This is a genomic window from Microbacterium pygmaeum (assembly GCF_900100885.1).
Classification (GTDB): Bacteria; Actinomycetota; Actinomycetes; order Actinomycetales; family Microbacteriaceae; genus Microbacterium; species Microbacterium pygmaeum.
Genome location: NZ_LT629692.1, coordinates 3,132,079 through 3,151,164, shown reverse-complemented (window position 1 = coordinate 3,151,164; position 19,086 = coordinate 3,132,079). Strand labels below are relative to the sequence as shown.

At 70.1% G+C, this 19,086-nt stretch carries 21 protein-coding genes; 9 read left to right on the top strand and 12 right to left on the bottom strand.

Annotated elements, in window-relative coordinates; genetic code table 11:
- Positions 1-2 precede the first annotated feature (2 nt).
- Positions 3-695, top strand: coding sequence for a uracil-DNA glycosylase (locus BLT19_RS15190; protein ID WP_091491967.1), 693 nt, complete (start codon positions 3-5; stop codon positions 693-695).
- Between the two features lie 26 nt (positions 696-721).
- Complete coding sequence (locus BLT19_RS15185) at positions 722-1,333, top strand: GNAT family N-acetyltransferase (protein ID WP_091491964.1); 612 nt, start codon at positions 722-724, stop codon at positions 1,331-1,333.
- On the opposite strand, the gene BLT19_RS15180 is transcribed toward BLT19_RS15185, so the two are convergent.
- From BLT19_RS15180 to BLT19_RS15145, 8 genes are all read right to left on the bottom strand, one after another.
- On the bottom strand, positions 1,305-1,685 hold the full coding sequence (locus BLT19_RS15180; protein ID WP_231917680.1) for a protealysin inhibitor emfourin: 381 nt from the start codon (positions 1,683-1,685) through the stop codon (positions 1,305-1,307). The genes BLT19_RS15185 and BLT19_RS15180 overlap by 29 nt on opposite strands.
- Positions 1,666-2,733 (bottom strand): M4 family metallopeptidase, encoded by a 1,068-nt coding sequence (locus BLT19_RS15175; protein WP_091491962.1) that lies wholly within the window; start codon positions 2,731-2,733, stop codon positions 1,666-1,668. The genes BLT19_RS15180 and BLT19_RS15175 overlap by 20 nt, the downstream gene beginning before the upstream one ends.
- A 41-nt stretch (positions 2,734-2,774) precedes the next feature.
- Positions 2,775-3,602 (bottom strand): ATP-binding cassette domain-containing protein, encoded by an 828-nt coding sequence (locus tag BLT19_RS15170; RefSeq protein WP_091491960.1) that lies wholly within the window; start codon positions 3,600-3,602, stop codon positions 2,775-2,777.
- Positions 3,599-4,405, bottom strand: a complete 807-nt coding sequence (locus BLT19_RS15165; protein ID WP_091491958.1) for an ABC transporter ATP-binding protein — start codon at positions 4,403-4,405, stop codon at positions 3,599-3,601. The genes BLT19_RS15170 and BLT19_RS15165 overlap by 4 nt, the downstream gene beginning before the upstream one ends.
- On the bottom strand, positions 4,402-5,301 hold the full coding sequence (locus BLT19_RS15160; RefSeq protein ID WP_091491955.1) for an ABC transporter permease: 900 nt from the start codon (positions 5,299-5,301) through the stop codon (positions 4,402-4,404). The genes BLT19_RS15165 and BLT19_RS15160 overlap by 4 nt, the downstream gene beginning before the upstream one ends.
- The gene (locus BLT19_RS15155) at positions 5,298-6,248 is read right to left on the bottom strand and encodes an ABC transporter permease (RefSeq protein ID WP_091491953.1); all 951 of its coding nucleotides are present in this window, start codon (positions 6,246-6,248) and stop codon (positions 5,298-5,300) included. Before BLT19_RS15155 ends, BLT19_RS15160 begins: the two co-directional genes overlap by 4 nt.
- Complete coding sequence (locus tag BLT19_RS15150; RefSeq protein WP_091491950.1) at positions 6,245-7,753, bottom strand: ABC transporter substrate-binding protein; 1,509 nt, start codon at positions 7,751-7,753, stop codon at positions 6,245-6,247. Before BLT19_RS15150 ends, BLT19_RS15155 begins: the two co-directional genes overlap by 4 nt.
- A 138-nt stretch (positions 7,754-7,891) precedes the next feature.
- A complete protein-coding gene (locus tag BLT19_RS15145; RefSeq protein WP_231917679.1) occupies positions 7,892-8,869 on the bottom strand; it encodes an alpha/beta fold hydrolase in 978 nt (325 codons plus the stop codon).
- Positions 8,870-8,926: 57 nt separating this feature from the next.
- Between BLT19_RS15145 and BLT19_RS15140 the strand changes: the two genes are divergently transcribed.
- The 3 genes from BLT19_RS15140 to BLT19_RS15130 all read left to right on the top strand — a co-directional run bounded on the left by BLT19_RS15140 (position 8,927) and on the right by BLT19_RS15130 (position 10,629).
- A complete protein-coding gene (locus BLT19_RS15140; protein WP_091491948.1) occupies positions 8,927-9,436 on the top strand; it encodes a carboxymuconolactone decarboxylase family protein in 510 nt (169 codons plus the stop codon).
- Positions 9,437-9,498: 62 nt separating this feature from the next.
- Complete coding sequence (locus tag BLT19_RS15135; protein ID WP_091491945.1) at positions 9,499-9,996, top strand: SIP domain-containing protein; 498 nt, start codon at positions 9,499-9,501, stop codon at positions 9,994-9,996.
- Positions 9,997-10,053: 57 nt separating this feature from the next.
- Positions 10,054-10,629 carry a hypothetical protein gene (locus tag BLT19_RS15130; protein ID WP_091491942.1) on the top strand — a complete coding sequence of 192 codons (576 nt, stop codon included), beginning with the start codon at positions 10,054-10,056 and terminating at the stop codon, positions 10,627-10,629.
- Position 10,630: 1 nt separating this feature from the next.
- Here BLT19_RS15130 and BLT19_RS15125 read toward each other — a convergent pair whose 3' ends face one another.
- From BLT19_RS15125 to BLT19_RS18160, 4 genes are all read right to left on the bottom strand, one after another.
- A complete protein-coding gene (locus BLT19_RS15125; protein WP_091491939.1) occupies positions 10,631-11,089 on the bottom strand; it encodes a Fe-S oxidoreductase in 459 nt (152 codons plus the stop codon).
- Positions 11,086-11,901 carry an arginase family protein gene (locus BLT19_RS15120; RefSeq protein ID WP_091491936.1) on the bottom strand — a complete coding sequence of 272 codons (816 nt, stop codon included), beginning with the start codon at positions 11,899-11,901 and terminating at the stop codon, positions 11,086-11,088. Before BLT19_RS15120 ends, BLT19_RS15125 begins: the two co-directional genes overlap by 4 nt.
- Before the next feature lie 117 nt (positions 11,902-12,018).
- Entirely contained in the window at positions 12,019-12,780 is a 762-nt protein-coding gene (locus tag BLT19_RS15115; RefSeq protein WP_091491933.1) for a PspA/IM30 family protein, read from the bottom strand.
- A gap of 86 nt (positions 12,781-12,866) precedes the next feature.
- Positions 12,867-14,924: a TPM domain-containing protein gene (locus BLT19_RS18160; protein WP_091491931.1), complete on the bottom strand. Its 2,058-nt coding sequence runs from the start codon at positions 14,922-14,924 to the stop codon at positions 12,867-12,869.
- 152 nt (positions 14,925-15,076) lie between these two features.
- Here BLT19_RS18160 and BLT19_RS15105 point away from each other — a divergent pair, with 152 nt between their 5' ends.
- From BLT19_RS15105 to BLT19_RS15090, 4 genes are all read left to right on the top strand, one after another.
- The gene (locus BLT19_RS15105) at positions 15,077-15,907 is read left to right on the top strand and encodes a DUF3097 domain-containing protein (protein ID WP_091491928.1); all 831 of its coding nucleotides are present in this window, start codon (positions 15,077-15,079) and stop codon (positions 15,905-15,907) included.
- A gap of 79 nt (positions 15,908-15,986) precedes the next feature.
- The gene (gene trmB / locus BLT19_RS15100) at positions 15,987-16,652 is read left to right on the top strand and encodes a tRNA (guanosine(46)-N7)-methyltransferase TrmB (RefSeq protein ID WP_231917899.1); all 666 of its coding nucleotides are present in this window, start codon (positions 15,987-15,989) and stop codon (positions 16,650-16,652) included.
- Entirely contained in the window at positions 16,649-18,013 is a 1,365-nt protein-coding gene (locus tag BLT19_RS15095) for an MFS transporter (protein ID WP_091491922.1), read from the top strand. Before trmB ends, BLT19_RS15095 begins: the two co-directional genes overlap by 4 nt.
- 158 nt (positions 18,014-18,171) lie before the next feature.
- Positions 18,172-19,071 (top strand): CPBP family intramembrane glutamic endopeptidase, encoded by a 900-nt coding sequence (locus BLT19_RS15090; protein WP_091491919.1) that lies wholly within the window; start codon positions 18,172-18,174, stop codon positions 19,069-19,071.
- Positions 19,072-19,086 lie beyond the last annotated feature (15 nt).

Sequence of the window (19,086 nt, the reverse complement as noted above, 5' to 3'; positions counted from 1 at the left end):
CGGTGGCGCTCACACTCGACGAGATGGCCGCCGCGGGCCTGATCGATCCGGGCTGGGCGGCAGCCCTCGCGCCGGTCGCACCGGATATCGCCGCGCTGGGCGAGCGTCTGCGGACCGAAGTCGCCGAAGGTCGCTCCTACCTGCCGGCAGGCGACCGGGTGCTGCGTGCATTCCAGCGACCGATCGGCGAGGTCAAGGTGCTGATCGTCGGCCAGGACCCGTACCCGACGCCCGGGCATCCGATCGGTCTGTCCTTCGCCGTCGAACGGCACGTGCGTCCGCTCCCTCGGAGCCTGGCCAACATATACCGCGAGCTCGACGCCGATCTGGGCATCGCACCGGCGCCGCACGGCGACCTGTCGGCGTGGAGCGATCAGGGCGTGCTGCTGCTGAACCGTGTGCTCACCGTCCGGCCGGGAGCACCCGCCTCCCACCGGGGGTGGGGCTGGGAGAAGGTCACCGAGCACGCCATCCGCGAACTGGTCGCGCGCGAGCAGCCGCTCGTCGCGATCCTCTGGGGGAAGGATGCCGCGGGCCTGAAGCCCCTCCTCGGGCGAACGCCGATCGTCGAATCGGTGCATCCCTCGCCCCTGTCGGCCAGCCGCGGATTCTTCGGGTCGCGCCCGTTCTCGCGGGCCGACGACCTGCTGGCGAAGCAGGGGGCGACCCCGATCGACTGGCGCCTCGACGGCTGAGCGCACGCGAGCCGTAGGGTTGGAGCATGCTGGAGGAGGAGTACGACCGCGACCGGAGGCGTCTGCCGCGGCACCTGCGCAAGGCACCCCCACCGGAGCCCGCGTTCTCGTACGAGATCCGGCCCGTGCAGGCCGCCGACATCCCGGACATCCGAGAGATCTACAACTACTACGTGACCAACTCCGTGGTCACCTTCGACGAGAAGAAGTGGACGATCGCGCAATGGCGTGACAAGGCGGCCTTCCTCGAGAAGCGCAAGCTGCCGTTCCTGGTCGCGCAGTCACCGTCGGGGCAGATCCTCGGCTACGCACTGGTGCAGCCGATGTCCAGCAAGTCGGCGTATCGGTTCAGTGTCGAGAACTCGATCTATCTGGGTCACGCCGCTGCGGGCAAAGGACTCGGCCGTGCCCTCCTGGAGGCGCTCATCGCGGCGTGCGAGCAGGCGGGGATCCGCGAGATCGTCGCCGTCGTGAGCGACAAGGGCGCAGAGGCCTCGGTCGCACTCCACGAGAAGCTCGGGTTCGTCGAGGTGGGCCGCATGGGAAGGGTCGGATTCAAGTTCGGCCGCTGGCTGGGCACGATCTACCTGCAGAAGCACCTCAAGCCGGTCAAGAAGTCCCGACTCTTCGGCCGTTGACCGACCGGACCGCGTCGATCAACTCGCGCCATGGTCCCTGCACCTCCGGGTCGGCCAGTGCGGCCTCGCGCTCGTCGTCGCCCAGGCGCGCGTCCACGTGCCACATGTAGCGGTCCGCGCCGGTCGGAGCGATCGGCCGCGTCGGATCGGCGGCGTCCCACGGACACTCGTCGATGAGGGCGATCCAGTGCGGGGCGTCGGAGCTCTCCGGCTGCGCGCGCCATGTGCGCTTGAGCCCGGCGATGCCCCCGGTGCGTGTCACCGTGATCGCCACCGCGAGCACCACCCGTCGCCGATCCTGCTGCTCGGATCCGGCGTCGGGGTTCGTCGGGTCAGGTCGAGAATCGTCCATCCGCGTCCACGCCGACGTTCGTCCAGCCCTTCCGGACGGCGTCGACCTCCTCAGATCCTTCACCGTACTCCGCCTCCGCCGCCGCGAGGGTGGCGCGAGCGAACGCGGCGAAGTCCGAGGTGGGGCTGAGCGTCCCCGAGGTGAGCGTGCGGTACCAGATGAGTCCCGCGCGCTCCCACGCGCTGCCGCCCAGTTCGGTCGCGATCAGGTAGAAGGCGTGATTCGGGATGCCGGAGTTGATGTGCACCCCGCCGTTGTCGTCGCTGGTCTGGACGTAGCGGTCCATGTGCGCGGGCTGCGGATCGCGACCGAGCACGTCGTCGTCGTAGGCGGTTCCCGGCGCTTTCATCGAGCGCAGCGCCTCGCCCTGGACCTCGGCGGTGAAGATGCCTTCGCCGATGAGCCAGCTGGCCTCGCTGGCGCCCTGCCCTCGGGAGTGCTGGTCGGCGAGGGCACCGAACACATCGGAGAGCGACTCGTTGAGCGCGCCGGACTGACCCTGGTACACCAGGCCCCCCTCGTGCTCGGTCACCCCGTGCGCGAGTTCATGCGCGATGACGCTCAGCGATCCGGTGAACCCCGCGAAGATCTCGCCGTCGCCATCGCCGAAGACCATGCGCTCGCCGTTCCAGAACGCGTTGTCGTAGTCGCGGCCGTAGTGCACGGTGGCCAGCAGCGGACCACCCGCGCCGTCGATGCCGCTGCGGCCGAAGGCGTCCCAGAAGAACTCGAACGTGGCGCCCAGCCCGTCGAAGGCTTCGTCGACCGCGTCGTCTCCGGTGGCCGGATCGTCTTCGGCGCGCACCAGGACTCCGGGGAGCTCTTCTCCGCCCTGCGCGTCTGAGATCGCGCGATCCGGCGCCGGCGCCGATTCGACGACGAGCGTTCCCGGCTCTTCGACCGACAGGCGCAGGCGCGTGCGCGGCTCCTGATGCTCCCGCGGCGCCGCGAGCGTCGCGCGGGCGGCGTCTGCGGCTTTGGCCCAGGTTGGCTCTTGCACCGCCGCGATCCGTGCCAGCAGGTAGGGGGGAACGATCGCGTGCGTCATGATCCGAGGCTAACCCCGCCCCACGACAGTCGCGCCGCCCATCACGGTCTGGTCGGCGGATGCTCGATGACCGGGATCGAGGCGAGCAGCCGCCGGGTGTAGGCGGCCTGCGGCTGCAGGAGCACCTTCTCGGTCGGCCCCTCCTCGACGATGCGTCCGTCCTTCATCACGAGCACCTCGTCGCAGAGGTTCTGCACCACGCCGATGTCGTGCGAAACCAGGACGAGGGTCAGCTCGTCCTTCTGCCGGAGTTCGGCCAGCAGTTCGAGGATCTGCGCGCGCACGGTCACATCCAGCGCCGACAGCGGCTCGTCGCCGACCAGGAGCCGTGGGCGATGCACGACCGCGCGCGCGATCGCGATGCGCTGTCGCTGACCGCCGGAGAACTCGTGCGGGAAGCGGCTCGCCATCTCGGGTTCCAGACCCACGTCCTGGAGCACCTCGCGGACGCGGGCTCGACGATCACCCTCTGTCCCGAGCGCCCAGAGGGGCTCGCCGATCACCCGCCCGACGCTCATCCGCGGGTCCAGCGACGCGTATGGGTCCTGGAAGACGATCCCGGTCCGGCGGCGCAGCCAGTGCAGGGAGCGCGCCGATGCCCGTGGATCCACCGGGCGGCCGTCGAACTCGATGGTTCCCGCCGTCGGGGTGTCCAGTGCGAGCAGGAGGCGCACCAGGGTCGACTTGCCGGACCCCGATTCACCGATGATGCCGACGGCCGAGCCTGCCCGCACGTCGAGGTCGGCATCCTCCAGGGCCGTCGTGAACGGCCGGCGCTGGAACAGACCGGTCCGGGGCGCGGGGTAGCGGCGGGTCAGCCCACGGGCGCGCAGGAGGACTGGAGCATCGGCCGGCCGTTGTCGGTTCACGACATGCCTCCGATCTGCGATGCGGGTCCTGGGCGCCAGAGCGTGGCTGTGGCATCCCGCAGCAGCCCCTGGGTGACCGGCGACCGCGGTGCCGACAGGAGCTCTGCGACGGGTGCGCTCTCGACGACGTGCCCGTCTTCGAGCACCACGGCGTGCGTGGCGATCTGCGACAGGACGGCAAGATCGTGGGTGATGAACACCAGCGACATCCCGTCGCTTTCCACGAGCGAGCGCATCAGCTCCAGGATCTCGGCCTGGATCGTCACGTCCAGGGCGGTGGTCGGCTCATCGGCGATCAGCAGGTGCGGCCGGCACGCGAGAGCCATGGCGATCGCGGCCCGCTGCCGCTGACCCCCGGAGAGCTGGTGCGGGTAGCGGCGCACGATCTTCTCGGGTTCGGGCAACGCGACGCGCGTCGCCTCGGCGATCGCGCGCTGCCGCGCCTGCTCGCGCGAGACCGGCTCGTGGATCCGGATGGATTCGGCGATCTGCCGCCCGATCGTGCGGATCGGGTTGAGCGCCGTCCGCGGCTCCTGGAAGACGATGCCGATCTCATCACCGCGCAGTCGGGCGAGCTCCCGATCTGGGAGGCCGATGAGCTCTCGGCCGTTCCAGCGCACGCTGCCTCCGGCATCCGCCTCCTCGGGGAGAAGTCCCAGGATCGCGAGCGCCGTCAGCGACTTGCCGGATCCGGATTCTCCGATCAGCCCCACACGGGCGCCGTCGGGCACGGTGAACGTGACGCCGTCCACGACCCGGCGGCCGGCGATGTCGACGGTCAGATCCGCCACCTCGAGGCTCACGAGACCACCTCCGGCACGTGCCGGATCGCGCCTCGCGGCGGATGCAGCGGGTCACGGCCGCGCGACAGCGTCGGGTCCGTCGCCTCACGGAGGGCATCGCCCAGCAGGTTCAGACCGAGCACCGTGAAGGTGATCGCGAGCCCCGGCCAGACGACCGACAGCGGGTAGACCGTGAGGTACTGCTGCAGCTGGGCCAGAAGCAGGCCCCAGGACGGCTCCGTGACGGGGGCGCCGAGCCCCAGATAGGACAATCCCGCCTCCGCCAGAACAGCGACAGCCATGCCCCACGACAACTGCACGATGAACACCGGCGCGACGTTGGGCAGCAGATGCCGCCACAGGTTCTGCAGGGGGGACAGACCTGCTGCCTTGCCGGCGAGCACGAAGTCGCTCTGCAGCACCCGGCGCAGCTCCGGCCGCGTGACGCGCGCGATGTTGACCCCGAAGCCGATCCCCACCGCCCAGATCACCACCCACAGCGACCCGCCCCAGACCGCGCTGATCATCATCGCGATGATCAGGACCGGGAAGGCGATGAGGATGTCCACGAGCACCGCCACCGATTCGCGCAGCCACCGTGCCGTCAGCGCTCCGAGGGCCGCGAGGGCGACGCCGATCACGGTCGCGATCGCCCCGGCGCCGATCGCGACCAGCACGGTCGTGCGGGAACCGGCGATGAGCAGACTCAGGATGTCGCGACCCGACCCGTCGGTGCCGAGTACGTGCGGCCAGCCCGGTGACGCCCACCGGCCGGGGATGTCGGTCTGCTGCGGATCGAACGGCGTCCACAGCAGCGAGACGATCGCCGTGAGCAGCACGACCGCGACGACGATCAGGCCGAACCGCCCGGTCGAAAGGCGCCATAGCCGGCTGAGCCAGGATCCGCGCGCGCTCATGCCGCCTCCCGCTGCCGGGGATCCACAAGCCGGTGCACGAGGTCGACCAGGAAGCCGACGACCAGGACGAAGCCGGTCAGGACCAGCAGCTCGCCCTGCACCATGGGCAGATCGCGACCTCGCACGTCCTCCACCAGCATCCGTCCGATCCCCGGCAGGGTGAACAGCTGCTCGATGACGACCGCGCCGACGATGATGCCGGCGATCTGCAGGCCCAGCACCGTGATCACCGACAGTGCGACGTTGGGCAGACCGTGCCGAAGGAGCGCTGCGTTGCGAGTGAGGCCCTTCGCGGCGGCGGTGCGGACGTAGTCCTGCCCGATCGCCTGCATGGTGGCGCTGCGGACGAAGCGCATGAGCATCGCGCCCTCGACGATCCCGATCGTCAGTGCGGGCAGCAGGAGCGACCGCAGCGCCGCGGCGGGGTCCTGCCAGCCCGACCGCGGGAAGCCCTGCGCGGGGAGCCAGCCGAGCCAGATCGCGAAGACGACCACCAGCATCATCCCCGCCCACACCACCGGCACGGCGGCGAGCGTCTGCGATCCGACGCTGAGCGCCGTTCCGCCTGCGCGGCCTCGGCGCATCGCCGACAGGACGCCGAAGGGGATGCTGAACAGCAGCGCGATCGACAGGGAGAGGATCCCCAGTGGCACCGTGACCTGCGCCTTCTCGGCCAGCTCGCTCGCCACGGTCGAGCCCGTCAGGAGCGAGGAGCCGAGGTCGCCGCGGAACACCCCGCCGATCCAGTCGAGATACTGCACGGGCAGCGGCTGGTCGAGCCCCAGCCGCGCACGGATCGCCGCGATCTGCTCCGGCGTGCTGTTGGTGCCGGCGATCAGCTGGGCGATGTCGCCGGGCAGCACCCGGAGGGTGAGGAAGATCAGCACGCTGGCTACGAGCAGCCCCAGCAGAAGCAGGGCGAACCGGGTCAGCGTGTAGCGGATCACCCGTCGCTCTTGGCCAGCTCGGCGAGGTTGAGGCGCTCGTTGACGTTGATCGAGGGCATACCCGTGATGTTAGTGCCGACCGCCACGACGGAGGCGCCGTTGTACAGCCAGTCACCGCCGGCGTCCTCGGAGACGATGCGCGCCGCCTGGGCGAGCAGATCCGCGGCCTCGGCCTCGTCGGTGGCCGCGAGCGACTCAGCGTACAGGCGCTGCACCTCCGGGTTGTCGTAGGTGAAGTAGTAGTCGGGGTTCGCCCAGTTCTCGAAATCGTGCGCCTCAGTGTGCAGGACGAAGCTCAGGTCGTAGTCCTTGTTCACGTAGACGTCGTTGAGCCACGTCGGGAAGTCGACCGAGTTGACCTGCAGAGTGATGCCGACCTCGTTGAGGTCGGAGACCAGGATCTGCGGGATCGTGGTGTCGTAGAAGCTCGGGATCGTGAGGGTCAGGGTGAGGTCCTCGACGCCCGCCTGCGCCAGCAGCGCCTGAGCCGCCTCGGGGTCGTACGGAGCGACGTCCGACAGGTCCTCGTAGCCGGGGTCCAGTGACGGGATCGGGCCGTACAGCGTCTCGCCCGAGGCGAGGGCCTCGACGAATGCGTCGTGGTCGATCGACTGGCGGATCGCCTGCCGCACGCGCTGGTCCGCCAGAGGACCCGAGGCCTGGTTGAAGGCCAGCGTGCCCTTGTCCGTGGACTGGCCGAGCACGAGCGCGAAGTCGCCGGTCGCCTCGACCTGCTCCTTCAGGTTCGCGTCGAAGCCGGTGACCGCATCGACTTCGCCCGCCAGGGCGGCGTTGAGGGCGGCCTGGTTGTCGGGGATGTAGTCGAAGACGACCTCGGCGACCTTCGCCTCGTCTCCCCAGTAGGCGTCGTTGCGGGCGAACGTGATCGAATCGCCCTGGCGCCATGAGGACAGCGTGAACGGTCCGGTGCCGTTGGTCTTGGTCTTGTAGTCGACCGTGTCGTCCTGCTTGAGGATCAGACCCGCACGACCCGTGAGGTTCCACAGGAAGCTGGAGTCGGGCTGGGTGAGGGTGAGGGTGATGTCCTGCCCGTCCGCCGTGATCGAGGCGACGTTGGCGAGCCGGGCGGAGTCCGCCCACTCCGGGGTGTCCTTCCGCGTCTGCAGCGACCACACGACATCCTGCGGGGTGAGTTCCTGACCGTCGTGGAAGGTGACGCCCTCGCGGAGGGTGAACGTGTAGGTGAGGCCGTCATCGGATACCGTCCAGTCCTCGGCGAGGGCCGGGACGATGTCCTGCTCGGGAGTGCGCGAGACCAGTCCCTGGTAGATGTTGTCGACCAGGATCTGATCGAGGGCGGCGCCTGCCGTCTCGCGGATGTCGAGGTTGCCCGGCTCCAGGACCAGGCGGATCACCGCCGACGCGTCCGCGTCCGGTGCTGCCGTGGTGGTCGGAGCGGGCGCGGAGCCGCCGGTGCAGGCGGTGAGCAGCAGTGCTCCCGCGGCGAGCAGAGCGGTGGCGGCCAGGGTGGTGCGGCGGAACATGGAGGTCCTTTCGGCGAAGCATCCGTTGCTGACCGGACGCCACAGGCGACGGGGCGGGACTCAGGTCGGTCCGAGAGACCAGCCTAGATAACTCGACGACCGGGAACGGCCGGTACTACTCGGAACGAAACACAAGCGTTAATCGTTTCCGGCTCGCTCGCGAAGCAGATCCGCCAGCTCGACCGGCGATTCCTCCTGCACGTTGTGACCGGAGGGGACCACGAGGACGGATGCCGCTGGCAGGCGTTCTTGGAACTGCGCGGCGTTCTCGTCGGTCACATAGCCGGACTCGCCGCGGATCAGCGTGAGTGGCGCGAGGACGGCGGCGAGGTCGTCCCAGCCGGTCTCGGACAGCACGGCCGAGACCGGGTCCGCGTCGGAGGGGACGGCCGCCACAGGAGCGGTGGCGTTCGCCATGGCGGCGGCCAGGTGGGCGAAGTGGTGCTTCCACTCGACCCGCCCGTCCGGCCGGACCCGGGAGTTCAGGTACACCCCGCGCTCGGCCGCGGCCCGTGTGCCGCCCAGGCCGAACGCGAGTGCGCGATCGACCAGTTCGTCGCGGCTCGACCAATCGGTGGGCCCGGCGAAGAACTCGCGGATCTGGGTCGGGCCCGCATTCGGGTCGACACCTGGCGTGATGTCGATCACGACGAGCTCGCGCACGAGATCCGGACGCGAGGCGGCCACCGCCGCCGCGGTGAGCCCGCCCAGCGACTGGCCGACCAGTAGCTGGGGCCGGTCGGTCCAGGCATCCATCCCCGCCGCGACGTCCGGCGCGAGCACGCGCGCGACGTACGCGAGATCGTCGCGCCAGGACGAGTCGCCGTGCCCGGGAAGGTCGATCGCCAGCGCCGGCAGTCCGAGCGCGAGGATCGTCGTGTCCCACGTGTGCGCGTTCAGGCCGGCGCCGTGCAGGAACGTCACCGCCGGCCCTCCGGTCCCCGAGCCGCTCCCTCCGTGCCCCGGGCCTGTCGGGGGGTCGTACCGCAGCGCGCTGAGCGAGCGGCCATCCGCCAGCGTCAGGGTCAACCGCTCACCCAGGGGGAGCGGCCCTGCGATGCCGGCGTCCGCGGCCTGGGCGGGGAGGAAGGAGAATTCGTCGAAGGGGTCGCTCACCCTGCCATTGTGCCGTCCGCCGGATCTTCGGCGGCGTGCGATCGGTAGCATGACGACATGAGCGAAGAACGCCGGGTGCACCTGTCGAAGTCGGCGCCGGAGGCCTATAAGGCCCTCGCCGCGTTCTCCAAGTCGGTCGGCGCGATCGCCGTCGCCAACGGCATCGATGACCGCCTCAAGGAGCTCGTGCAGATCCACACGTCGCAGCTCAACGGCTGCGCGTACTGCGTGCGCGTCCACGTGGAGCGCGCCGCGAAGGCAGGGATCTCCGCGGACACGATCGCGCAGCTGCCGGTGTGGCGCGAATCAGGGGTGTTCTCCGAACGCGAGCGCGCCGGCCTCGAACTGGCCGAGGCCTTCACGTACATCCACGAGGGCGGCATCGCGCAGGAGGTCTACGAGGAGGTCGGCGGCATCCTCAGTGAGGACGAATACGTGGGTCTGAGCTGGATCCTCGTGGCGATCAACGCCTTCAACCGGGTCGCGATCGCCGGTCGGTACAGCGTGCCGCCGCGTGACGACCTTGCGAACGAGGATCAGGACGCCGCATCCGGTGCGGCCTGGTGAGTGCCCACTGACAGGTTCTGCCAAGGTTAGGCAACCCTTCGCCGGGGTATAGTGGGATCGTCATGAGCACCTCCCAGATCCCGGCTGCACCCCGCGTCGAGCACAACGACTCCGCGTGTCGCGCGAGCCGTCACACCCGCGTGCAGCATCTGATCACCGCCGACGAGTCGTCGTTGCCCGACCTGCAGGCGCTGCTCGCGACGCTGCCGATCTGCTCCACCGGCCGGGTGTTCGTCGAGGTCCCGGACGCGTCGTGGTTCGCACCCGAGCAGGAGCTCGTGACCGTGCCGGCTCGTATGGTGCTCACCTGGCTCGATCGTTCGGCGCGCAGCGGAGAGCCCGGAAGCGGTCGAAGCTGCGCCCCCGGCCAAGCACTCTCCCGCGCCGTCTCGGCGTGGGCCGACGAGATGCTCTGCGAGCAGGAGGACCACACGCGCATCTTCCTCCTCGGCGGCTACCTCGGAACCGCAGACATCGTCGACCACTTGACGACGCGCAACGGTGTCGCCGCGACTGAGATCCACACGCCAGCCGCGTACAACCTCGCCACCGCGAACTGACACCGGCGCCACGCGCGTCGCTGCGGGCGACCGCCGCGGCGTCGCTACACTCGCGGCATGTCGAGTGCACAGGAGGCCGCCGTGCGGTCGCTCGTCCATCCGCGCGACCTGCGGATGCCGACGTGGGTGATCGTATGGCTCACGATCTCGGCGATCATCCAGACCTACGACGCCTGCTACGTGCTGCTGGGTCCGCTCTCGCACGCGGGCGGGCCGCTGTCAGGCATGTGGCCGGGACACGTGTTCTACGGCACGTTCGACCACCGCTACGCGGACTTCGACTCGTTCGGAAGCGCGCAGAGCTGGGCGAACCTGCTGGAGGTCGTGGTCATCGTGTGGGCGCTCGCCCACGCGAAACGATGGTCCGGCGTCGTCGTCGGCCTGATCGTCACCGTCGCGACATTCTGGAAGACCGTGATCTACTTCCTCGTCGAGATCTCCAGCGGTCTGGAGATGACGCGGCAGTCGCTCGAGCGCGGCGACCTGCTGGGCTTCCTCATGGTCGCGGTGCTGCCGAATCTGTTCTGGATCGGCTTCCCGATCGCGGTCGTGATCACCCTCGGGCGCCAGGTGATGCGGGTCGGGCGAGCGGCCGGATCGGGCGAGCTGCGCCCGCCCGCGGCATCCGTCTGACTCAGCGCGCCCCGCGCGGGACGTAATTGCCGTCTTCGAGCCCGGCCTCGATCTCGAAGCGATTACGCAGCGGGTCCCGGCCCGACAGCGCGTACAGCAGCGGCATGAGCAGGCCGTACCGGCGCCACTGGCGAGCGTGTACGGCCTCGTGCCGCAGCACGCGGTCGGTCACGGGCGCGTCGCCCGTCAGATAGCAGTCGCCGACGCACACACCGCCGCGGGAGAACGCCCACCCGGGCAGACCGCGGAACACCCAGAGGCCCTCGCGATGCTCGACGGCGCCGGTGCTCCAGATCGAGCCCCAGACCCAGCCGACCGTCCGGCCGTACCAGAAGCCGACGCGGCTGACCGGCGAATCCAGCAGGATGCCGGGGATGAATCGGTCGATGCGCCGCCCGCGGGTGACGGAGCGGTCCGCCCGCTCCCGCCATCCCGCCGGAGGGGTGGGGATCGGGCTCACGCGAGTGCTCCGACGACCCGCAGGATCGCGCCGAGGTCGTCGACGGCGGCCTCGGCCGATGCTGGGGAGAACTCGGTGAGCGAGGCTCCTGCCAGCGGCAGTCTGCCCCGGACGGCACGGATCGCGGCGACCAGCTCGGCCGGAGTGAGACCGAAGGGCACCGGATGCGTCAGCGCGCCGATCTCGCCCGGGTCCAGGACATCGAGGTCGACGTGGATGTAGACCCGCGCAGCACCGGTCGCCGCCACCGCCTCGGCGAGCACTTCCGGATCGGCGAGCTCGGCCGGCGGCAGGACGCGGATGCCGGTGGCGCTGATGTACAGCTCCTCTTCGAGGTCCAGTTCACGGGTTCCGGCCAGGATGAGGCGATCGGCGCTGACTCGGCCGGTCGGAACGACCATGCCGTCCACCCCGTCGCCCAGGATCGCGCGCAGCACCATGCCGTGGAACGCGCCGGACGGCGAGGTGTCGGTCGTGTTCAGGTCGGCGTGCGCGTCGAACCAGACCACCGCCAGATCCTCGGCCGCGACGGCGGCCACGCCTGCCAGGGCGACACCGCAGTCTCCGCCCACCACGATCGCCGGGTCATCGCCGAGGCCGATGGCCTCTTCGATGGCGGCGCGCACCCGCGTCAGGGAGCTCAGGCGGCGGATGCCGGAGCCGAGGCTCTCGCCGGCTTCGGCGGGCACGTCGAGGATCGTGGTGGCCGACCGCGGCAGGTCTCCCGCGATCGCGAGCGCGCCGTCGATCAGCTGCATCGCGCGCGAGGACGATGATCCCTGCCATTGGGGGGCGACGACGAAGCGGGTCATGCGCCCATCCTGCCGCACCGGACACCCGCCGCACGGCGGGAGGGCCCCGCGTCCGCTGAACGCGGAATCGGGCGCTGCTCCGGCAGGAGCAGCGCCCGATCCGAGGGGAGGTGCCGACTACGGCGTGTACGGCGCCGTCGAGGCGTCGATCGCCGCCTGCGGTGTCGTGGAGCCGGTCTTCAGCGCAGCCAGGCGCGCCTCGACCTCGGTCAGCTCGCCGAGGTCCTCGAGGCTGTTGAACTGCGCATCCAGGCTCGACGCGGCAAGCTCCTGCTTGCCGGCGGCGAGAGCCTCCTGGCGGCGGATCTTGTCCTCGAAACGACCGAGCTCGCTGGTCGGATCCATCACGTCGATCGACTTCACCGCGTCGACGACCTTGTTCTGCGCTTCGGCCGTCTTCGCGCGGGCCAGCAGCTCCGCGCGCTTGGTCTTCAGCTGCTCGAGCTTGGTCTTCATGCCGTTGAGGCCGTCTTTGAGCTGGTCGACGACCTGCGTCTGGGCGGCGATCTGCGGCGCGGTGGCCTTCGCCTGGCTCTCCTCGCTGATCTGACGCTGCAGCGCGATCTTGGCCAGGTTGTCGAACTTGTCGGCGTCCGGGGTGTTGCCCGCCTTGCGCAGCTCGTCGGCCTTGCGGCTGGCTGCGAGGGCCTTGTTGCCCCATTCGTTGGCGGCCTGGACGTCCTCGGCGTGGTCGCGCTCGAGCAGGCGCAGGTTGCCGATCGTCTCGGCGATCGCCGATTCGGCGTCGGCGATGTTGTTCGAGAAGTCGCGCACGAGCTGGTCGAGCATCTTCTCCGGGTCCTCTGCCGAGTCGAGCATCGCGTTGACGTTCGCCTTGAGCAGCGTGGAGATACGACCGAAGATGGACTGCTTTGCCATCGGTGTTTCCTTCCTATCGATGGGTATTGAACGTACCGGTGTGGTCTAAGAATGCGCCTGGGAAGTGGACGGGAGGTTGACCCGGATCAGAATCGACCACCCCCTCGACGCGCGCGTGTGCCGCCGCCGCCGAAGCTGCCGGGGCTGATCCGCCCGCCGCCTGAGGACCTGCTGCCGCCGCCGCCGAACATGCCGCCGAAGCCGCCGGACGAACCCCCCGAGGACCTGCCGCCGCCGCCGAGCATGGAGTTGATCACGATTCCGCCGAGCACTGCGCCCAGCATCCCGCCGCCGTTGTTCCCGCCGCCACTGCTGCCGCCGCCGAACATGCCACCCATCCCGCCGCCGCCGGAGAAGGCGCCGACGTCGTTCTGGGCGTACTGGATCGCCTGTGCGGCCAGCTGGTTGGCGCGCTGAGCATACTGCAGCGCCTGCTCGGGGTTGACGGTCTGCAGCTGCTGGGCCTGGACGAGCGAGGCGCCCGCTTCGGCCAGACGGGTCCGCGCCTCGGCGCCGATCGCGCCGCGGCGCGCGGTCACGTAGTCCTCGGCGGCGGAAACCTGCGCCTGGGCCTGCATCATCTGCTGACCGAGCATCTGCTGTGCGCGCTGCGCCTGGGCCGCGGCATCCCGCACCCCGGCGACGACGCCGTCGATCTGCGCGTTGGCCGCCTCCAGCGCCTGCAGAGTGACCAGCGGGCGCTTCGTGGACCCGGCGAGGTTCGCCTTGGCCGCGTCGACCTGGGTGCGCGCGCCCGCGATCGCCGCGGCGACGGTGCCCTGCGGGTCGGGAAGAGCGGATGCCGCGGCGATGTCACCCTCGAGTTCGGTGATCAGGGCGGCGGCGCTGCGTTCGCCTTCGGCCAGATCGGCACCGAGCTTGTCGATCGCGTCCTCGAGGAGGGTCGCCTGTCCCACGGCCTCCTCCGCGGCGCGGATGCTGACGGCCGCCTCGCCGACGTTGCCCGCGGCGATCGCGGCGGAGGCGGCGCTCAGCTGCTCGTCGGCGAACGCGATGCGCTGGCGCGCCTGCTGAGGATTGTCGGCCACGGTCGCGAGGGCTTCGGAGGCGTACCTGGTCGAGAGCGTCTGCAGCGATGCCGTGGCCGCATCGATGGATGCCGCGGCCTCGCCGCGCCGCTGCTGGATCCGCGCCAGTGACTCGGGCGCGTTCTGTTCGAGCTTGCGCAGCTCGTCGAAGTCGGCGGCCTTCTCGTCCAGGCCGGCGTTGGCCTCTTCGCAGAGCCGGATGATCTGCGCGTTCCAGGAGCGCGTCTGCTGCTCGCTGTCGGGCACCGAGTCATCGAGCTGCTGCTTGAGGGTGAAGGCCTGATTGAGGTTCTCGCGCGCCGTCTGCAGCGCCGTCTCGAATTCGACGGTCACCGCATCGCCGAATTGCGCGTTCGCGAATCCGAGTTCCTGCTCGCTGGTCTTGACCGCGTCGTCGGTCTGGATCAGCGCGGTGGATGCCCTGCGGGCGAGCTCTTCGGTGCTGAGCTGCTCGACCGCCGGACCCTGCGCGGACCCGCCGCCGGCGCTCGCCCGCTTCCTGCGTCGGGAGCGGACGATGAGCCAGATGACGATGCCGGCGATCGCGGCGATCACGAGGAAGACGATGAGCCCCGGAACGAACCCGCCCCCGCCACCGCCGCCGTCTCCTCCGACGGTGCCGCCGCCCAGCGCGGTCTGGAACCCATCGGCCGCGGCGGTCACCGCGCCCGCGTAGTCGCCGTCGCGCAGCGGCGGCACCAGCGTCGCTTCGATGTCGGCGACCTGCTGCTCGGTCAACGGTCCCGCCGAATCGGCCGAGATGTAGTACTGGCGGGACTCTGTGGCTACGGCCAGCACGTACTGCGAGACCCCGAGTCCGTTGTCCTCCGCGACGGTGTTGGCCCACTGCTCGCTGCTGGACGGATTCGTGAACTCGTCGACGGAGACCACGAACAGATCCACGCCCGTCGACTCGTACAGGTCGGTGAGCCGCTGCTCGGCGGCCGAGATGTCGCCGCTGGAGAGCACGCCGGCGTCATCGACGACGTAGCCGGATCCGAGGTCCACCGGATCCGTGGCCGATGCCGCGGTCGCCACGCCTCCGAAGAGGACGGCGAGGGTCGCCGTGAGCGCCACTGCCCATCGCGCACGCATCGTGTTCCCCCCTCGCGGTCCGAACTCGGGCCGCGAACCTCGAGTCTATTCACGCGCGGGTATGCGGCGGTAGTCCGCGGCATACGTGCCGGCCGGGCGGGTCCTGCCGGCGGCGACGGACGGCGCCGGTAACGTATCGGACTCGGAGGAACATGGACGATCGGTATTCGGCGGACGTGCTGGCGGCGGGCTGGCGCGAGCGCGGTTCGCGAGCGCTCCCGCGCGTGGCCGCTGAGCGCGACCTCGTGGTCGAGGTCGCCGCGGACGGCTTCTGCGGGGCCGTCATCGCCGTCACCTCCGGCATGGTGGAGCTCGAAGACCGACACGAGCGCCGGCGGCTGTTCCCGTTGGGTCCGGGGTTCCTCGTGGACGGAGCCGATGTCGTCCTCATCGCCCCCGCTGCGGCGGTCGCGGCCGCCCCCAAGCGGACCGCGTCGGGATCCTTCGCGGCGCCGGACTCGCGTGCCCGGGTCGCGCGGGCCAGCCGCATCCTCGTCGAAGGCCGACACGACGCCGAACTCGTGGAGAAGGTCTGGGGCGATGACCTCCGGGCGGAGGGCGTGGTCGTCGAGTACCTCAAGGGTGTCGATCTGCTGCCGGCGATGCTCGACGAGGAGCCGCCGTCGGCACAGCGACGCTACGGGGTGCTCGTGGACCACCTCGTTCCCGGGTCCAAGGAGTCCCGGCTCGCCGAGCAGGTGATGCGCGGCCCGCACGGCGCGCACCTGAAGATCGTCGGGCATCCGTACGTCGATGTCTGGCAGTGCGTCACGCCGCGCGCCATGGGCATCGCGAGCTGGCCGGTCGTCCCGCGTGGGATCGACATCAAGGTCGGCATCTGTCGCGCGTTCGGCTGGCCGGCCGAGAGCCAGACCGACATCGCGCGTGCGTGGCAGCGGATCCTCGCCCGCGTGCACTCGTACCGCGACCTCGAGCCGTCGCTCCTCGGTCGGGTGGAGGAGCTCATCGATTGGGTGACGTGAGGCTCGTTACCCTGAGAGGGTGACCGAGTCTCCCGCCTACCGCGACCGTCCCGTGTCCTTCGTCCGCCGCAGCGGCCGGATGACCGACGGCCAGGAGCGCGCCTGGAGCCAGCTCGCGTCCAGGTATGTGATCGATGTCCCGAGGGGGGCCGCGATCACCAGCATCCGCCCCGATTCCGCCATCGACCCCGAGACGGTGTGGGGGCGCTCCGCGCCGCTGTATGTCGAGATCGGCTCCGGCCAGGGGCACGCGATCGTGCACGCCGCGGCATCCCGTCCGGAGATCGACTTCCTGGCCGTCGAGGTGTTCCGGGCGGGCCTGGCGCGCACGATGCTCGACGCCGAGAAGGGCGCGATCGACAACCTGCGGCTGGCCGAGGCCAACGCCCCCGAGGTCCTCCAGCATCTGCTGCCCGAGGCATCCGTCGACGAGCTGTGGATCTTCTTCCCCGATCCGTGGCACAAGTCCAAGCACACCAAACGGCGCCTCGTCACCGACGAGTTCGCGACGCTCGCTGCGGCCGTCCTGCGTGACGGCGGCGTGCTGCGGCTCGCGACCGACTGGGAGCACTACGCACGCCAGATGCGCGAGGTGCTCGACGGCGCGGGCCAGTTCGAGCGCGACTTCGCTGGGGAGTGGGCCGAGCGCTACGACGGGCGCACGCTGACCGCCTTCGAACGCAAGGGGTCGCGGGCCGGCCGCGAGATCCGCGACCTGTCGTACCGTCGCCGAGAACGCCCATGAGTTCGAGCGGCGACGGGTCCCCCTCGCCTGAGCCGGCGGGGGAGCCAGCGGCGCCGGAACCCAGTGCTGCCACACCCGTCGACCGCGACCGCTGGCGGGTGCTGCGGCCGCTCGCGCACCGCGATTTCCGCGTGCTGTTCCTCGCCGTCGTGCTCTCGATCTTCGCCGCGGGAATGTGGGCCGTCGTCATGGTCTACGCGGTGATCGCCGCCGGCGGCGGTCCGCTGCAGCTCTCGGTCGTCGCGGCTGCGAACGCCGTCGGGCTCCTGCTCTGGGCGATCCCGGGCGGCATCGTGGCCGACCGCGTCTCGCGCCGCATGATCGTGCGGGTCGTCGCGCTCAGCGACTGCCTCGCCGTCACCTCGGTCGTCGTGGTCGGCGCGTTCACCACGGTCGGCATTCCGCAGCTGACGATCGTCGCCTTCGTGCTCGGATCCAGCGCCGGGTTCTTCTTCCCCGCGTACAGCGCGATCCTGCCGCGACTGCTCCCACCGGGGCAGCTGCTCGCGGCCAACGGGCTGGAGGGGGCGATCCGTCCCGCGCTCCAGCAGGCGGCCGGCCCCGCGGTCGCCGGCCTGCTGCTGGCCGCGATCCTCCCGGCCCAGGCCGCGATCCTGATCGCCCTCGCCTACGGAGCCGCGTTCGTCCTGCTGCTGTTCCTGGGCCCGGAGCCCGCCGCGCCGAGTTCCGAAGAGGTCGGGGAGGGCGAGGATCCTGCCGGTGAGCACGGTGCCAAGAGCGTGCTGAAGGATCTGCGCGAAGCGGTCGCATTCACGGTGCGAACGCCGTGGCTCCTGTGGACGCTGCTGTACGCGACGCTGTGGGTGCTCGTCGCCGTCGGACCGGAAGAGGTGCTTCTGCCGTTCCTGATCCGTGACCGGATCGGCGAGGACCCGCGGCTGTTCGGCTTCCTGCTGGCCGTCTACGGCCTCGGCGGTGTGCTCGGTTCGATCTTCGTATCCTCGCGCAGGCTTCCACGCCGGTATCTGACGACCATGAACCTCGTGTGGGGCCTCAGCACCCTGCCGTTCATCGTCGTCGGCTTCACCGACCAGTACTGGGCGCTGCTGGTCTCGCTCTTCCTGATCGGCTTCGGCTTCAGCTACGGGAACGTCATCTGGGGCACCCTGCTGCAGCGACGAGTGCCGCGCCACATGCTGGGGCGCATCTCGAGCCTGGACTTCTTCGTCTCCCTCGCCCTGATGCCCCTGTCGATGGCCCTCGCCGGGCCGCTGGCCGAGATCCTGTCGCTGCAGGTCATCTTCACCGCAGCAGGCGTGCTCACCCTCGCGTTCGGGATCATCGCGATCTTCGCTGCCCGGATGCCGCAGGACGAGATCGCCCATCCCCTGGACGGCTGAGCATCTCCTCGCGGTGTCACTTCGTGCAGCATCCTCGCCCGCGAGGGCGCGTCGGCTGCCACCTCGTGGCGCCGGCTTGCCAGCGGGGTGGCAGTTCGTGCGGCATCCCCGAGGCTGAGCACGCAGCAACTGCCACCCGGCTGCGGCAGGATGACAGGATGCCCTCCCATCCAGCCCTCGTCCTGGGCGCCCGCCCGACCGTGTCGCTCGGGCTGATCCCCGCGGCGCTGATCTGCCTGGCCGCACCGGCGTTCTTCGTCGTGCGGATCCCGTGGCTGGGATGGGCGCTGCTCGCGGCGGGAATGGTCGTGGCGTGGCTGGTGCGGGGGAGTGTGGATGCTGCGGCCGCACGCGCGCGGGCGCTCGACACCGCAGCATCCGACCCAGGACGACGCGTCCCGAGTCTGGTCCGCGACCTGTCCCTGATCGCGATCGGAATGCTCATCGTGAGCGCGATCCCGCTCAAGGCCGAGCTGGACAACCTGGCGTTCGTGCGCTTCGGACTCGCACTGGGCGGTGCCGTGGCCGTGCCGTACGTCCTGTCGCGCTTCGTGTACCGCGATTACGCGATCCGCTTCCCGTGGCGAGGGGGCGGACGGTGGACCCGCTTCCAGTGGACCTGGCTGATCGCCGTGCTGGCGCTGGGCTGGCTGATCCTGCCGTTCTACTTCATCACCTCGGGCGTCTACACGAACTGGCCGGTCGTGGACACCCCGGACATGATCGCGCGCCTGTTCGTGGGCGTGGGCTCGGTGGGGATCTGGGACGAGCTGTTCTTCATCTGCGTCGTGTTCACCCTGCTGCGCCGTCACTTCCCCGACTGGCAGGCGAACCTGCTGCAGACGATCGTGTTCGTCTCGTTCCTGTGGGAGCTGGGCTACCAGGCATGGGGCCCGCTGCTGACGATCCCGTTCGCGCTCGTCCAGGCGTACATCTTCAAGCGCACGCGCTCGCTGACCTACGTCGTGACCGTCCACCTGCTCTTCGACGCCGTCGTCTTCCTGGTCCTGGTGCACGCGCACAACCCCGGGATCCTGGACGGCATCTTCCTCGTCTGAGCCGGCTGCCCAGGC

What these genes read in the sequence shown, in the direction of transcription:
- BLT19_RS15185 (WP_091491964.1), top strand. Translation starts at nt 722, where the DNA reads ATGCTGGAGGAGGAGTACGACCGCGACCGGAGGCGTCTGCCGCGGCAC.
- BLT19_RS15180 (WP_231917680.1), bottom strand. Translation starts at nt 1,685, where the DNA reads ATGGACGATTCTCGACCTGACCCGACGAACCCCGACGCCGGATCCGAG.
- BLT19_RS15175 (WP_091491962.1), bottom strand. Translation starts at nt 2,733, where the DNA reads ATGACGCACGCGATCGTTCCCCCCTACCTGCTGGCACGGATCGCGGCG.
- BLT19_RS15160 (WP_091491955.1), bottom strand. Translation starts at nt 5,301, where the DNA reads ATGAGCGCGCGCGGATCCTGGCTCAGCCGGCTATGGCGCCTTTCGACC.
- BLT19_RS15150 (WP_091491950.1), bottom strand. Translation starts at nt 7,753, where the DNA reads ATGTTCCGCCGCACCACCCTGGCCGCCACCGCTCTGCTCGCCGCGGGA.
- BLT19_RS15140 (WP_091491948.1), top strand. Translation starts at nt 8,927, where the DNA reads ATGAGCGAAGAACGCCGGGTGCACCTGTCGAAGTCGGCGCCGGAGGCC.
- BLT19_RS15135 (WP_091491945.1), top strand. Translation starts at nt 9,499, where the DNA reads ATGAGCACCTCCCAGATCCCGGCTGCACCCCGCGTCGAGCACAACGAC.
- BLT19_RS15130 (WP_091491942.1), top strand. Translation starts at nt 10,054, where the DNA reads ATGTCGAGTGCACAGGAGGCCGCCGTGCGGTCGCTCGTCCATCCGCGC.
- BLT19_RS15120 (WP_091491936.1), bottom strand. Translation starts at nt 11,901, where the DNA reads ATGACCCGCTTCGTCGTCGCCCCCCAATGGCAGGGATCATCGTCCTCG.
- BLT19_RS15115 (WP_091491933.1), bottom strand. Translation starts at nt 12,780, where the DNA reads ATGGCAAAGCAGTCCATCTTCGGTCGTATCTCCACGCTGCTCAAGGCG.
- BLT19_RS18160 (WP_091491931.1), bottom strand. Translation starts at nt 14,924, where the DNA reads ATGCGTGCGCGATGGGCAGTGGCGCTCACGGCGACCCTCGCCGTCCTC.
- BLT19_RS15105 (WP_091491928.1), top strand. Translation starts at nt 15,077, where the DNA reads ATGGACGATCGGTATTCGGCGGACGTGCTGGCGGCGGGCTGGCGCGAG.
- trmB (WP_231917899.1), top strand. Translation starts at nt 15,987, where the DNA reads ATGACCGACGGCCAGGAGCGCGCCTGGAGCCAGCTCGCGTCCAGGTAT.
- BLT19_RS15095 (WP_091491922.1), top strand. Translation starts at nt 16,649, where the DNA reads ATGAGTTCGAGCGGCGACGGGTCCCCCTCGCCTGAGCCGGCGGGGGAG.
- BLT19_RS15090 (WP_091491919.1), top strand. Translation starts at nt 18,172, where the DNA reads ATGCCCTCCCATCCAGCCCTCGTCCTGGGCGCCCGCCCGACCGTGTCG.